This is a genomic window from Rathayibacter caricis DSM 15933, from assembly GCF_003044275.1.
Taxonomy (GTDB): domain Bacteria; phylum Actinomycetota; class Actinomycetes; order Actinomycetales; family Microbacteriaceae; genus Rathayibacter; species Rathayibacter caricis.
Map to the genome: position 1 here is coordinate 3,668,685 of NZ_PZPL01000001.1, position 13,204 is coordinate 3,681,888.

Here is a 13,204-nt window from a genome sequence, read left to right on the forward strand (position 1 = left end):
GTTCGGGGTCGGTCAGCTCGCGACCGCGGCCGGCTCGGGGAAGAGCGCCTCGAGCAGGTTCGCGACCCAGTCGATGAGCGCGCGGTCGTTGAGCGGGACGCCATCGATGACGGGCATCGGCACGACCACGGCGTTCGCCTGCTGCAGGTACTTGGCGCTCGGGTACATCCGGCGCAGCCGGACCTGGATCGAGTCGGCGAGATGCGCCGGGGCGACCCGGACGTTCGAGCCCATCGCGACGACGTCGCTGAGCCCGGCCTTCTGGGCGCGCATCCGCAGGCGTGACACGAGGATCAGGTTCTCGACCGCCTCGGGCAGCTCGCCGTAGCGGTCGGTGAGCTCCTCGACGACCAGCTCGACGCTGCCCTCCTTCGCGGTGGGCGACGACGCGGCCGAGAGCTTCTGGTACGCCTCGAGGCGCAGCCGCTCGCTGTCGACGTACTCCTCGGGGATCCGCGCGTCGACCGGCAGCTCGAGCCGCAGCTCGGTCTGGCCCTCGGCGACGTCGCCGCGGAAGGTGTCGACGGCCTCGCCGATCATCCGCAGGTAGAGGTCGAAGCCGACGCCCTGGATGTGGCCGGACTGCTCGCCGCCGAGCAGGTTGCCCGCTCCGCGGATCTCGAGGTCTTTCAGCGCGATCTGCATGCCGCCGCCGAGATCGGTGTTGGCGGCGAGGGTCTGCAGACGGTCGTGCGCCGTCTCGCTGAGCGGCTTCGTCTCGTCGTAGAGCAGGTAGGCGTAGGCGCGCTCGCGGCCGCGACCCACGCGTCCGCGCAGCTGGTGGAGCTGCGAGAGCCCGTACTTGTCGGCCCGATCGACGATCAGGGTATTCGCGTTCGGGATGTCGAGGCCGGTCTCGACGATGGTCGTCGAGACGAGGACGTCGAACTTGCGCTCCCAGAAGTCGACGATGATGCGCTCGAGCTGCGCCTCGCTCAGCTTGCCGTGCGCCACCGCGATGCGCGCCTCCGGCACCAGCTCGGCGAGCTGGGAGGCCACGCGGTTGATCGTCGAGACGCGGTTGTGCACGAAGAACACCTGGCCCTCGCGGAGCAGCTCGCGGCGGATCGCGGCGCCGACCTGCTTCTCGGAGTAGGGACCGACGAAGGTGAGGATCGGGTGCCGCTCCTCGGGCGGGGTCGCCAGCGTCGACATCTCGCGGATGCCCGTGACGGCCATCTCGAGGGTGCGCGGGATGGGGGTCGCGCTCATCGAGAGGATGTCGACGTTCTTCTTCAGCGCCTTCAGCTTCTCCTTGTGCTCGACGCCGAAGCGCTGCTCCTCGTCGATCACGAGGAGGCCGAGGTCTTTGAAGACGATGTTGTCCGAGAGGAGGCGGTGGGTCGCGATGACCATGTCGACGGTGCCGTCGGCCAGTCCGTCGATCGTCTCCTTCGACTCCTTCGCGCTCTGGAAGCGGCTCAGGGCGCGCAGGTGCACCGGGAATCCGGCGAAGCGCTCCTGGAAGGTCTCGAGGTGCTGGCGCACGAGCAGCGTCGTCGGCACGAGCATCGCGACCTGCTTGCCGTCCTGGATCGCCTTGAACGCGGCGCGCACGGCGACCTCGGTCTTGCCGAAGCCCACGTCGCCCGAGAGCAGGCGGTCCATCGGGATCGGCCGCTCCATGTCGGCCTTCACCTCGTCGATCACGGTCAGCTGGTCGGGCGTCTCGGCGAAGGGGAACGCCTCTTCGAGCTCGCGCTGCCACGGGGTGTCCGGCGGGAACGCGTGGCCGGGCGACGCCATGCGGGCGGAGTAGAGCTTCACGAGCTCGACGGCGATGTCGCGGACGGCGCGGCGCGCCTTGCTCTTGGCCTGGGCCCAGTCGCTGCCGCCCATCTTGCTCAGCGCCGGCGCCTCTCCGCCGACGTAGCGCGAGAGCAGGTCGAGCTGATCGGTGGGCACCAGGAGCTTGTCGCCGGGGAAGCCGCGCTTGCTCGGCGCGTACTCGAGCACGAGGTACTCGCGCTTGGTCTTCACCGCGTTGCGTCCGCCGCTCGAGACCTCGCGCTGCGAGAGCTCGACGAAGCGCCCGATGCCGTGCGTGGCGTGCACGACGTGGTCGCCGGGGGTGAGCTGCAGCGGATCGACGACGTTCTTGCGGCGCGACGCGAGCTTCTTGACGGCGCGGGAGTCGTAGCCGACGGTGCGTCCGTAGAACTCGGTGTCGGTGAGCAGCGCGAGCTTCGCCTCCGGGACCTCGAAGCCGTGGTCGACGGACGCCTGGAGCACGTAGGCGAGACCGGACTCGACCTCGCCGGGCAGATCGGCGACGATGCGTGCCGCGACCTCGTGCTCGGCGAGCACCTGATCGGTGCGCTCGACGGTGCCCGTGCCGGGCGCGGTCAGAACGACGGTCCAGCCGTCGGCGAGGCGCGAGCGGACGTGCGCGAGCGCTCCCTCGACGTTGGCGCCGAAGCCGGGCACGGGCTCGCCCTCGACGCGGACGGCGAGGATCTCGTCGATGCCCAGGTCCTCGGGGAGAACCTCGGCCTCGCCCGCGGCGGGGCCCTGGCGGAAGGTGCTCATGGTCCACCACGGGTGGTCGGGAGCGGCGGCGCCGGGGGCGCTGAACTTCACCGAGTCGCGCAGGGCGCCCAGCGGGATGAACTCGCCCGAGGCGAGGTCGATCGGCGCCTCGGCTCCGGCGGTCGCGGCGCTCCAGGCGGCCTGGAGGAACTCGCGGTTCGTCTCGGCGAGGCTGATGGCGCGGGTGGCGACGCGCTCGGGGGCCAGCACGGCCACCGCCGCGCCCTCGGGGAGGTAGTGCGAGATCGGCACCAGGCGCTCGAGCAGCGCCGGCGCGAGCGACTCCATGCCCTCCACGGGGATGCCCTCGGCGATCTTCGCGAGCATGGCCGAGAGGCTCGGGAACTCGTGCAGCATCTCGCGTGCACGCTGGCGGACCGCCGGGACGAGCAGCAGCTCGCGGCTGGGCGGCAGCACGACGGAGTCGGACTCGCCGGGCAGCGAGCGCTGGTCGGCCACCGAGAAGGCGCGGATCGAGTCGACCTCGTCGCCGAAGAAGTCGATGCGGCTCGGGTGCTCGGCCACGGCGGGGAAGACGTCGAGGATGCCGCCGCGGACGGCGAACTCGCCGCGCCGCGTGACCATGTCGACGCGCGCGTAGGCGAGGTCGACCAGCTCGGCCGAGATGCGGCCGAGGTCGTAGCCGCGCGTGCCCTTCACCAGGCGGATCGGCGCGATGTCGGCGAGGTTGTCGGCGACCGGCTGCAGGGCGGCCCGGACGGAGGCGACGACGACCAGCGGCTTCTCGGCCGTCCAGGTCTTCATGCGCCGCAGCGCGTCGAGGCGGCGGCCGACGATCTCGGCGCTCGGGCTCAGCCGTTCGTGCGGCAGCGTCTCCCACGCGGGGAACTCGACGACGTCGGCGTCGGGCATCACGCAGCTGAGCGAGGCGCGGATGTTCTCGGAGTCGCGGCCCGTCGCGGTCACGACGAGCGCGGCCTGCGGGCGGCCCGCCTCCGCCCGGCGCTCGAGCAGCCCCGCGAGCAGCGGGACCCGGAGGCCGTCGGTGACGGAGAAGTCGGCGTCGCGCACCGCGTACGCCAGTGCGTCGTCGAACGTGGAGGCGCGCGAAAGCGCCGAGATGATCTCGTTGAGGGGCACCGTCCGAGTTTACTGCGGACCCCCGACACGGAGCTGGTGACGGGGATCTCGATACGCCCGCGGTGCGGGCTACTCGATCAGCAGGGGAGGGAAGGGCTAGGCGCTCGTGTGGAACTTCAGCTGGGCGGCGGCGAGGCCGGAGTCGGCGATCAGCTCGACGGCGTCGGCGGCGTCCTGCAGAAGGATCGGCAGGGTCTCGCGCTCGGGGCCGGCGAAGTCCTTCAGGACGAAGTCGGCGGCGGGCTGGCGACCGGGCGGGCGGCCGATGCCCACGCGCACGCGGAGGAAGTCGGCTCCGTCGGTCGCGGCGAGGATGTCGCGGATGCCGTTGTGGCCGCCGTGACCGCCGCCCTGCTTCAAGCGCAGGGTGTCGAACGGGATGTCGAGCTCGTCGTGCACGACGATCAGGCGCTCGGGAGCCAGGGAGTAGAAGTCGAGCAGCTGCGAGGTCGGGCCGCCCGAGAGGTTCATGAAGCTGTTCGGCTTGCCGAGCACGAGCTTGGGGCCGCCGGGGCGGAGGAACCCCTCGGCCACCGTCGCGTTCGCGCGCGTGTGCCGGCGGAACGAGCCGCCGATCCGCGACGCGAGCTCGTCGAGCACCATCTGGCCCACGTTGTGCCGGTTGCGCGCGTACTGCGCGCCCGGGTTGCCGAGCCCGACGACGAGCCAGGTGTCGCCCATGGTGGTCCTTCTCTCGTGCCGGATGCGGACGTGCCGGATGCGGAACGGGCCCGCTCGCGATCGCGGCGGGCCCGTCCGGTGGTGCAGGTGGGGAGACTACTCGGCGGTCTCGGCGACGACGTCGCCCGAGGCCGGGGTCTCGTCCTCGTCGCCCAGGTCCTGCTCGACCTCGGCGGTGACGTTGACGACGAGCACGTCCGCCTCGGTGACGAGGGTGGCGCCGTCGGGCAGCACGACGTCGCCGGCGGCGATCTGCGTGCCGGCCTCGAGGCCCTCGACCGAGATGACGATGCTCTGCGGGATCTTGGTGGCGTCGACCTCGAGCGAGAGGGTGTTGGCGTCGATCGACACGAGCGTGCCGGGAGCGGCCTCGCCCTCGACGTGCACGGGGATGTCGACCGAGACCTTCTCGCCGAGCTGGATGACCACGAGGTCGATGTGCTCGATGATCTGGCGCACCGGGTCGCGCTGGATGTCCTTGACCAGGGTGGTCTGGGGGGTGCCGTCGATGTCGAGCTCGAGGATCGCGTTCGCCTTGCGGGTCAGCAGCAGGACCTGGTGGCCCGGCAGCGTGACGTGCTGGGGCTCGGTGCCGTGGCCGTAGAGGACCGCGGGGATCTTGTCCTGGGCGCGGATCTTGCGCGCCGCTCCCTTGCCGAACGAGGTGCGGAGCTCCGCGACGACCTTGTTGGTGAGTTCAGCCATGATGTTCTCCTTGGGCGGCGCGCACGCCACCGGATCGGGGTCGTGGCCGGGGCCACGGACGGGGTTTCGACTCGAACGCATGTCAGCGTGAGGAAAAGTCCGCGGCGCCCCTCTCGGGGCCTCGCCTGCTTCCACCGCGTCGATCACGGATGCGTGGTGCATCCCTCGCCGAAGTTCAGCTGCCCACCCTACCGGCCGATCCCCTCCCCCGCCACCCGAGGGCTCCTGCCGGGAGGCGATCAGGCGCACTCGTTAGCGTTCGGGCCATGACTGACGACGACTTCGGCTCCTACGTGGAGAAGAACGGGTTCCACCGCGACACGAACTACATCCCCACGCGGATCACCGCGGACGGGAGCGACGGCTTCCCTGTCGAGGCCGGCCGCTACCGCCTCGTGGTCTCGCGGGCTTGTCCGTGGGCGAACCGCGCCGTGATCGTCCGGCGCCTGCTCGGCCTCGAGGACGCCCTGTCGATGGGGATCTGCGGACCGACCCACGACAAGCGCAGCTGGACGTTCGACCTCGATCCCGGCGGCGTCGATCCGGTCCTCGGCATCCCGCGCCTGCAGGACGCGTTCCTGAAGCGCTTCCCCGACTACCCCCGCGGCATCACGGTGCCCGCGATCGTCGACATCCCCTCCGGCGAGGTGGTCACCAACGACTACCCGCGGATGACGCTCGACTTCTCGACCGAGTGGACCGCGTTCCACCGCGACGGGGCCCCCGAGCTCTACCCGGACCACCTCCGCGACGAGATCGACGAGGTCGCCGAGCTGATCTTCCACGACGTCAACAACGGCGTCTACAAGTGCGGGTTCGCCGGCTCGCAGAAGGCGTACGAGCGTGCCTACGACGCGCTCTGGGCCCGTCTCGACTGGCTCGAGGAGCGCCTCAGCACGCAGCGCTACCTCGTCGGCGACACGATCACCGAGGCGGATGTGCGCCTGTTCACGACGCTCGCCCGCTTCGACGCCGTCTACTACAGCCACTTCAAGGCGAACCGGAACCTGCTCTCGGCGATGCCCGCGCTCTGGGGCTACGCGCGCGACCTGTTCGCGACTCCGGGATTCGGCGACACCATCGACTTCACCCACATCAAGTCGCACTACTACGAGGTGCAGCGCGACATCAATCCGACCGGAGTGGTCCCCAAGGGCCCGGACCTGTCGGGCTGGCGGGTCCCGTCGCACCGCGAGGAGCTGGGCGGGCGTCCCTTCGGCGACGGCACTCCTCCGCCGCCCCCGATCCCCTCGGAGCGGGTGCCGGCCGACCACACCGTGTGAGCTCCTCCGCACGGCCGTGAATCGCCGCCGCGACCGATGTGCACGCTCGGGACCGGGCCGCCGCCGGGCCGCTTCGGTAGCCTGGGCGCGTCCCTGAACGCGTACGTCGAGGAGAACCGTGTCTGACAAGCCCACCGCCACAGCCAACATCGGAGTCGTCGGTCTGGCGGTGATGGGCTCGAACCTGGCCCGCAACCTCGCCAGCCGCGAGGGCAACACCGTCGCCGTCTTCAACCGCTCCTACGGGCGCACCGAGACGCTGATCACCGAGCACCCCGAGGCCGGCTTCGTCGCCTCGGAGACCATCGAGGACTTCGCCGCCTCGCTCGCCACTCCCCGCACGGCGATCATCATGGTCCAGGCCGGCCGCGGCACCGATGCCGTCATCGACCAGCTGACGAAGGTCTTCGAGCCCGGCGACATCATCGTCGACGGAGGCAACGCGCTCTTCACCGACACGATCCGCCGCGAGAAGGCGGTCCGCGAGACCGGCATCCACTTCGTCGGCACCGGCATCTCGGGCGGCGAGGAGGGCGCGCTCAAGGGCCCCTCGATCATGCCCGGCGGCTCGGTCGAGTCGTACAAGACCCTCGGCCCGATCCTCTCCTCGATCGCGGCGGTCGCCGAGGGCGAGCCCTGCGTCACCCACATCGGCACCGACGGCGCCGGCCACTTCGTCAAGATGATCCACAACGGCATCGAGTACGCCGACATGCAGCTCATCGCCGAGGCCTACGACCTCCTCCGCACCGTCGGCGGCCACGAGCCCGCCGCCATCGCCGAGGTCTTCGACGCGTGGAACAAGGGCGACCTCGAGTCGTACCTGATCGAGATCACCGCCGAGGTGCTGCGCCAGGTCGACGCCGAGACCGGCTCGCCGTTCATCGACGTCGTCCTCGACCAGGCCGGCTCCAAGGGCACCGGCGTCTGGACCGTGCAGAACGCGCTCGACCTGGGCGTGCCCGTCGGCGGCATCGCCGAGGCCGTCTTCGCGCGCGCCGTCTCGTCGAAGCCGGAGCAGCGCGCCGCGGTGCAGAACCGCGTCACCTCGCGTCCGACCCCCGTCGCCCTCTACGACGGCTTCGAGGACGACGTCCGCGCCGCCCTCTACGCCTCGAAGGTCGTCGCCTACTCGCAGGGCTTCGACGCGATCATCGCCGGAGCCGAGAAGTACGGCTGGGAGATCGACAAGGGCGCCGTCGCCAAGATCTGGCGCGCGGGCTGCATCATCCGCGCGCAGTTCCTCAACCGCATCGTCGACGCGTACGCCGAGAACGCGGGCATCTCGACCCTCCTCGAGGACCCGTACTTCGCCGAGGCCGTCGCGAACGGCGAGGCCGCCTGGCGCCGCATCGTCTCGACCGCCGCTCTCTCGGGCGTCCCGATCCCCGGCTTCGGAGCCGCGCTGTCCTACTACGACTCGCTCGCCTCGAAGCGCCTCCCCGCCGCCCTCGTGCAGGGGCAGCGCGACTTCTTCGGCGCGCACACCTACCAGCGCGGCGACAAGGAGGGCACCTTCCACACGCTGTGGTCGGGCGACCGCTCCGAGGTCGAGCAGGACCCGTCGACGCACTGACCGCCTGACACGCCGGAGCGCCCCCGCACCTCGATCCTCGGATCGGGTGCGGGGGCGCTCTCGCGTCCAGCGGCTCAGCGCAGCCAGACCGTGGTCTCGCGAGGCAGCACTCCGTCGCCCAGCGGACCGCTCGCGAGCAGCACCTCGCCGGCGGGCAGCGCGACCGGGGTCGCGCACAGGTTCGTCGCCGAGCGCCAGCCGTTCGGGCGCGCGAAGTGCAGCACGTCGGGCTCGGAGTCGAGCCACTCGAGCTGCTCTCCGGACTGCAGCTCGTGCCGCAGGGCCAGCGCGCGGCGGTAGAGGGCGAGCGTCGACTCCTCGTCGCGCTCCTCGGCCTCGACGGAGGAATCCGCGAACCAGTCCGGCTGCGGCAGGTGCGCGGGTCCCGGTCCGAAGCCGAAGGAGTCGCCGGCGACCGTCCAGGGCAGGGGCACCCGGCAGCCGTCGCGGCCCACGTCGGTGCCGCCGCTGCGGAAGAAGGTCGGGTCCTGGCGCTGCGCATCCGGGATCGCGGGCACCTCGTGCAGGCCCAGCTCCTCACCCTGGTAGAGGTAGGCGGAGCCGGGCAGAGCGAGCAGGAGGAGCGTCGCGGCGCGCGCTCGGCGCAGGCCCCGCTCGGCGTCCAGCTCGGGCTCCACTCCCCCGTTGAGCAGCCACTGCTTCGCGGGTGCGGTCGCCGCGTCGCCGCGGGCCGGCAGTCCGTAGCGCGTCGGGTGGCGGACGACGTCGTGGTTCGACAGCACCCATGTCGTCGAGGAGCCCGACTCGGCGGCGAGCTCGAGGTTGAACGAGATCAGGCGGCGGAACTCCTCCGCGTCGAAGTCGGCCTCGAGCAGGTCGAAGTTGAACGCCTGGCCCAGGCCCTCGGGGCTCGCGTACCGGGCGCGGCGGGAGGCGTCGACCCAGGCCTCGGCCACGGCGGTGCGCGGCGGGTCGTAGGAGTCGAACAGGGCGCGCCACTCGGCGTAGACCTCGTGCACCTCGTCGCGGTCCCAGAACGGGTGCGATCCGTCGATCCGTTGGGCCTCGATCTCGGCGGCCGCGGGCAGCGGCTCGCTGAGGTCCTTCACGAGCGAGTGGGCCACGTCGATCCGGAAGCCGTCGACTCCGCGGTCGGACCAGAAGCGGAGGGTGTCGAGGAAGTCGTCGCGGATCTCGCGGTTGGCCCAGTTCCAGTCGGGCTGCTCCTTCGCGAAGAGGTGCAGGTACCACTGGCCGTCGCCGACCGGCTCCCACGCGGGGCCGCCGAACACCGACTCCCAGTCGCTGGGCGGGAGGGAGCCGTCGGTGCCGCGGCCGTCGCGGAACACGTAGCGCTCGCGCTCGGGCGAGCCCTTCGGCGCCGCGAGCGCCTCCTGGAACCAGGGGTGCAGATCGGAGGAGTGGTTCGGCACGATGTCGACGATCACGCGGATGCCGGCGTCGTGCAGCAGCCGCGTCGTCTCGTCGAACTCGGCGAGCGTCCCGATCCGCGGGTCCACGTCGCGGTAGTCGGCCACGTCGTACCCGCCGTCGGCCAGCGCCGACGGGTAGAACGGGCTCAGCCACACGGCGTCGATCCCGAGCTCGCGGAGGTAGGGGATGCGCGCGATGATCCCTCGCAGGTCACCGATCCCGTCCCCGTCCGCGTCCGCGAAGCTCCGCGGGTAGATCTGGTACACCGCCGCCTGGCGCCACCACAGCGCGTCCTCCGCGGTGCCGCTCCTCGTGAGCAGGGTCTCGGTCATGCCGTTCCTTCCGTTCGTGGTCTTGTGTCGTGTTCGTGGTGCCCGCCCTCCGGCGGACTTGGATCTCGATACGCCCGCTCCGCGCGCTACTCGATCAGCAGAGGTGGGCCCGCCTGCCGAAGCAGCTCGTGCGCAGCACGGCCCCTCCTCTGAGCAGCCGCTCATGCACAGCTCGGCCCGATGCGTCTCTCGGAGGGTGGCCGCGGGTCTCGGGGTGGTCGGCTGCAAGGCGGAGGAGGGAAGGCGTAGCGGAGCTACGACGACCGATCGACAACGCCGCAGACGGCCGCCCCGAGGCCCGCGGAACGGACAACGCCGCAGATCGCCGCGCCGAGGCCCGCGAGACTTACTTGATCGCCCCCTGAGTCACGCCGGACATGACCCAGCGTTGGGTGAAGAGGTAGACGAGGATCGCCGGTGCCATGGCCATCAGGTAGGAGGCGAAGGCGACGTTGTAGTCGTTGCTGAACTGGGTCTGGAAGATGCTCTGGAGCACCGGCAGGGTCTGCAGCGTCGGGTCGGAGGTGATGAGCGAGGGCATCATGAAGTCGTTCCAGGAGGCGAGGAAGGCGAAGATGCCGACGGTCGCGCTCATGGGGGCGAGCAGAGGGAACACCAGTCGCCAGAAGACCTGGTTGGTGGTCGCTCCGTCGAGCCGCGCGCTCTCCTCGAGCTCCTCGGGGAGTGAGCGGAGGAACGCGGTGAACAGCATCACGCTGAAGGAGAGCTGGAACATCACGTGCAGGATCGCGACGCCGATCGGGTTGTCGAGGCCGACGAGTCCGGTGAGCGAGACCTGCGAGAGGGCGAGCACGGGGAACGGCAGGAACATCGCGGCGAGCAGGTAGAAGAACGAGTAGCGGTAGAACTTCTTCTCCCAGTTGCGCGAGATGGCGTAGGCCGCGAGGGCGCTGAGCACGATGGTCCCGGCGACGGTGATCGCGGTGACGAGCAGCGAGATCGCGAAGCCGCGGGGGAAGTCGGTGAGGTTCCAGGCCTGCACGAAGCCGTCGATCGAGATCGGAGCCGGGATCGAGAAGGCGTTGCCGTCCACCGCCTGCGCGGTCGTCTTGAACGCCATGGTCACCGTGACCCAGAGCGGAGCGATGACGGTCAGTGCGCAGACCGCGAGCACGAGGGTCAGGAGCAGGTTCGAGCGGTTCCGGCGTCCGCCGCGGCGGGCGTCGGCGTTCGCCGCGGGGCGGGTGCCGGGCAGCGCCGGCGAGAGGGGGACCTGGCTGGTCATCAGAAGGCCGCCTTTCCGCGCGAGACGCGCAGTTGCACGAGCGCGATCACGAGCGCGATGAGGAAGAAGATCGTGGCGTTGGCCATCTGGTAGGCGTAGTCGCCGCTGGTGAAGCCCGAGAAGATCGTCATCGCGACGCTGCGGGTCGAGGTGCCCGGTCCGCCGTTGGTGAGGCCGACGATGATGTCGTAGGAATTCAGGAAGTTCTTGAAGCCGATGACGAGGTTGATCACCACGTAGCCCGCGACCAGCGGCAGCGTGATCGAGCGCAGCTGCCCCCAGCTGGACGCGCCGTCCAGCGAGGCCGCCTCGTAGACGTCGCCCGGGATCGAGAGCACCCCGGCGATGTAGATCAGCAGGGCGGAGGGGACCGCCTGCCAGGCGGTGACGATCACGATCGCGAGCCACGCCAGATCCGGGTTCGCGAGCATGCTGCTCGCCAGCGGAGTCGCTCCGATCGACGCGGCGAAGCCGGGCAGCGAGTTCGAGAAGAGGAAGTTGAAGACGAACGCGATGATGATGCCCGAGACGACCATCGGCAGCACGAAGACGGCCCGCAGGGCGACCTTGCCCCGGATCTGCGTCGTGAGGGCGATGGCCAGCAGGAACGCGATCACGTTCACCAGCAGCACCGTGACCAGCGCGAGCCCGACGGTGAAGCCGTAGGACGCGAGGATCGCCGGGTCCGAGAACAGGGCGACGTAGTTGGTGAGCCCGATGAAGCTCCACTCGCCGAAGCCGATGGAGTCGGTGAAGCTGAAGAAGATGCCCATCACCGCCGGCAGGGTGATCGCGAGTGTGAAGAGGATCAGCGCCGGGAGGAGGAACAGCGGGAACGTGAGGTCACGGCGCCGCTTCGGCGTGGTGCGCGCGACGGGGCGGGCGGCGGCGGGGCGCCGCTCCTCCGTCCGCGCGGGGAGGGTGGTGGCCATGGTGTCTCGTCTCTGAGAGGGGTCGGCGGGGAGGAGGGGTCAGGAGCGGAACGCGATGCGCGCCCAGTCGGCGTCGATCGTGCGCAGCGTGCGGGCCGGATCGGAGCCGAGGACCATGCCCTGCAGGTAGTTCTGCAGCGGGATGTTCTGCGGCACGAGCTGCGAGGCGCCGAGGCTGAAGGCGGCCCGGTCGTAGAACTCCTGGAGCTCGACGAGCGTGGGCTGGGTGACCGCGGGCGCGTCGGTCGTCACTCCGAACGCGTTGTTGTCGGCGTTGTAGGCGTCGATGATCTCGGGCTGCATCAGGAACGCGAGGAACTCGCGCGCGGCCTCCTTCTTGGTGGACGCCTCGGGGATCCACAGCGCGAGGTCGACGTTGACCCGTACCCGGCGCTCCGCGGGGTCGTCCGTCATCGGGAGCGGGAACGCGCCGATCGAGAGGTCGGGGGCGGTCTTCGCGATCTCGCTCAGCGCCCACGGCCCCTGGAAGTACATCGCGGCCTCGCCGTTCGAGAACGCGAGGTTGCCGTCGCCGTACGCCCGGCTGGCCGCATCCGGGTTCGAGTACGCGGCGATCTGCAGCATCTGGTCGACCGGAGCGGCGAAGTCCTTCTCGAAGGAGACCGGCGACCCGGGGCCCACATCCGGGCCCTGCTCCTTCAGCTGCGAGAAGAACGACTCGAGGTCGACGGTGCCGCCGACGGAGTAGTCGAACAGCCCCTGCGAGACCGTCCACGGGTCCTTGTAGGTGCTGTAGAGCGGAGTGATGCCCGCGGCCTTCAGCGCCTCGCAGACCGCGACGAACTCGGTCCAGGTGGTCGGCACCTCGAGCCCCTGCTGGGCGAAGATCTCGCGGTTGTAGAGCACCGCCGACATCATCAGCGAGTAGGGCAGCACGCTGGTGCGGTCGGGGTAGGACGCGGTCTGCTCGATCAGCGGCTGCAGCGCGGGATTGATGCGCTGCGCCTCCGGCAGGTCGGACAGGTCGCTGAACGCGCCCCGCTCGACGAAGCGCGCGACCTCGAAGTTGTAGTTGAGGCAGCCGAGGTCCGGCGGGTTGGACCGCACGAAGCCGGCCGAGAGGTTGGAGGAGAAGTCGTGCACGACGCGGACGCGGGACTGCGCCGCGTGGAACTTCTCGATCACCTCGTCGAAGTAGCCGATGACCTCGGGCTTGGACTGGTGGAACACGATCTCGACGGGGCGGCCGGAGCCGGAGGGCGAGGCGCAGGCGGCGAGGCCGAGCGCGGCGGCGCCCGCTCCTGCCGCGGCGAGGAGGGACCGGCGGCTCAGGCCGCCGAGGGGTGGGGTGGTGAGGGGCACGTCGTCGTCTCCCGTATGTGTGGAAAAGTTGCTTCATCGACTAAATCTAGGTAAAAAATCTAGTACGCGATGTACTGTTGCAGCCGATCCGCTCCGGGTCA

General features: G+C 70.3%; 9 protein-coding genes. 2 read left to right on the forward strand and 7 right to left on the reverse strand.

Translation table 11 applies throughout. The annotated features are described in order from the left end of the window. Nucleotides 1–12 precede the first annotated feature (12 nt). The 3 genes from mfd to C1I63_RS17180 all read right to left on the reverse strand — a co-directional run bounded on the left by mfd (nucleotide 13) and on the right by C1I63_RS17180 (nucleotide 5,016). Complete coding sequence (mfd, locus tag C1I63_RS17170) at nucleotides 13–3,630, reverse strand: transcription-repair coupling factor (RefSeq protein WP_055793736.1); 3,618 nt, start codon at nucleotides 3,628–3,630, stop codon at nucleotides 13–15. Between the two features lie 96 nt (nucleotides 3,631–3,726). Then, the gene (gene pth / locus C1I63_RS17175) at nucleotides 3,727–4,311 is read right to left on the reverse strand and encodes an aminoacyl-tRNA hydrolase (RefSeq protein ID WP_055793738.1); all 585 of its coding nucleotides are present in this window, start codon (nucleotides 4,309–4,311) and stop codon (nucleotides 3,727–3,729) included. Between the two features lie 96 nt (nucleotides 4,312–4,407). Next, nucleotides 4,408–5,016: a 50S ribosomal protein L25/general stress protein Ctc gene (locus tag C1I63_RS17180; RefSeq protein ID WP_107575548.1), complete on the reverse strand. Its 609-nt coding sequence runs from the start codon at nucleotides 5,014–5,016 to the stop codon at nucleotides 4,408–4,410. Nucleotides 5,017–5,282: 266 nt separating this feature from the next. Here C1I63_RS17180 and C1I63_RS17185 point away from each other — a divergent pair, with 266 nt between their 5' ends. Then, nucleotides 5,283–6,299: a glutathione S-transferase family protein gene (locus tag C1I63_RS17185; RefSeq protein WP_107575549.1), complete on the forward strand. Its 1,017-nt coding sequence runs from the start codon at nucleotides 5,283–5,285 to the stop codon at nucleotides 6,297–6,299. A 172-nt stretch (nucleotides 6,300–6,471) separates the two neighbouring features. Next, nucleotides 6,472–7,875: an NADP-dependent phosphogluconate dehydrogenase gene (gene gndA / locus C1I63_RS17190; RefSeq protein WP_244907238.1), complete on the forward strand. Its 1,404-nt coding sequence runs from the start codon at nucleotides 6,472–6,474 to the stop codon at nucleotides 7,873–7,875. A gap of 74 nt (nucleotides 7,876–7,949) precedes the next feature. Here the strand turns inward: gndA and C1I63_RS17195 are convergent, their stop codons facing one another. From C1I63_RS17195 to C1I63_RS17210, 4 genes are all read right to left on the reverse strand, one after another. Next, the gene (locus C1I63_RS17195; protein ID WP_107575551.1) at nucleotides 7,950–9,602 is read right to left on the reverse strand and encodes a glycoside hydrolase family 13 protein; all 1,653 of its coding nucleotides are present in this window, start codon (nucleotides 9,600–9,602) and stop codon (nucleotides 7,950–7,952) included. Between the two features lie 346 nt (nucleotides 9,603–9,948). After that, entirely contained in the window at nucleotides 9,949–10,848 is a 900-nt protein-coding gene (locus C1I63_RS17200; protein ID WP_055793744.1) for a carbohydrate ABC transporter permease, read from the reverse strand. Further along, on the reverse strand, nucleotides 10,848–11,780 hold the full coding sequence (locus C1I63_RS17205) for a carbohydrate ABC transporter permease (protein ID WP_055793747.1): 933 nt from the start codon (nucleotides 11,778–11,780) through the stop codon (nucleotides 10,848–10,850). The genes C1I63_RS17200 and C1I63_RS17205 overlap by 1 nt, the downstream gene beginning before the upstream one ends. 39 nt (nucleotides 11,781–11,819) lie before the next feature. Then, nucleotides 11,820–13,103 (reverse strand): ABC transporter substrate-binding protein, encoded by a 1,284-nt coding sequence (locus tag C1I63_RS17210; RefSeq protein ID WP_055793749.1) that lies wholly within the window; start codon nucleotides 13,101–13,103, stop codon nucleotides 11,820–11,822. Nucleotides 13,104–13,204: the final 101 nt, after the last annotated feature.

Excerpts from the sequence above, each read along its gene's own strand:
- pth (WP_055793738.1), bottom strand. The coding sequence starts at position 4,311 with ATGGGCGACACCTGGCTCGTCGTCGGGCTCGGCAACCCGGGCGCGCAG.
- C1I63_RS17180 (WP_107575548.1), bottom strand. The coding sequence starts at position 5,016 with ATGGCTGAACTCACCAACAAGGTCGTCGCGGAGCTCCGCACCTCGTTC.
- C1I63_RS17185 (WP_107575549.1), top strand. The coding sequence starts at position 5,283 with ATGACTGACGACGACTTCGGCTCCTACGTGGAGAAGAACGGGTTCCAC.
- gndA (WP_244907238.1), top strand. The coding sequence starts at position 6,472 with ATGGGCTCGAACCTGGCCCGCAACCTCGCCAGCCGCGAGGGCAACACC.
- C1I63_RS17195 (WP_107575551.1), bottom strand. The coding sequence starts at position 9,602 with ATGACCGAGACCCTGCTCACGAGGAGCGGCACCGCGGAGGACGCGCTG.
- C1I63_RS17200 (WP_055793744.1), bottom strand. The coding sequence starts at position 10,848 with ATGACCAGCCAGGTCCCCCTCTCGCCGGCGCTGCCCGGCACCCGCCCC.
- C1I63_RS17205 (WP_055793747.1), bottom strand. The coding sequence starts at position 11,780 with ATGGCCACCACCCTCCCCGCGCGGACGGAGGAGCGGCGCCCCGCCGCC.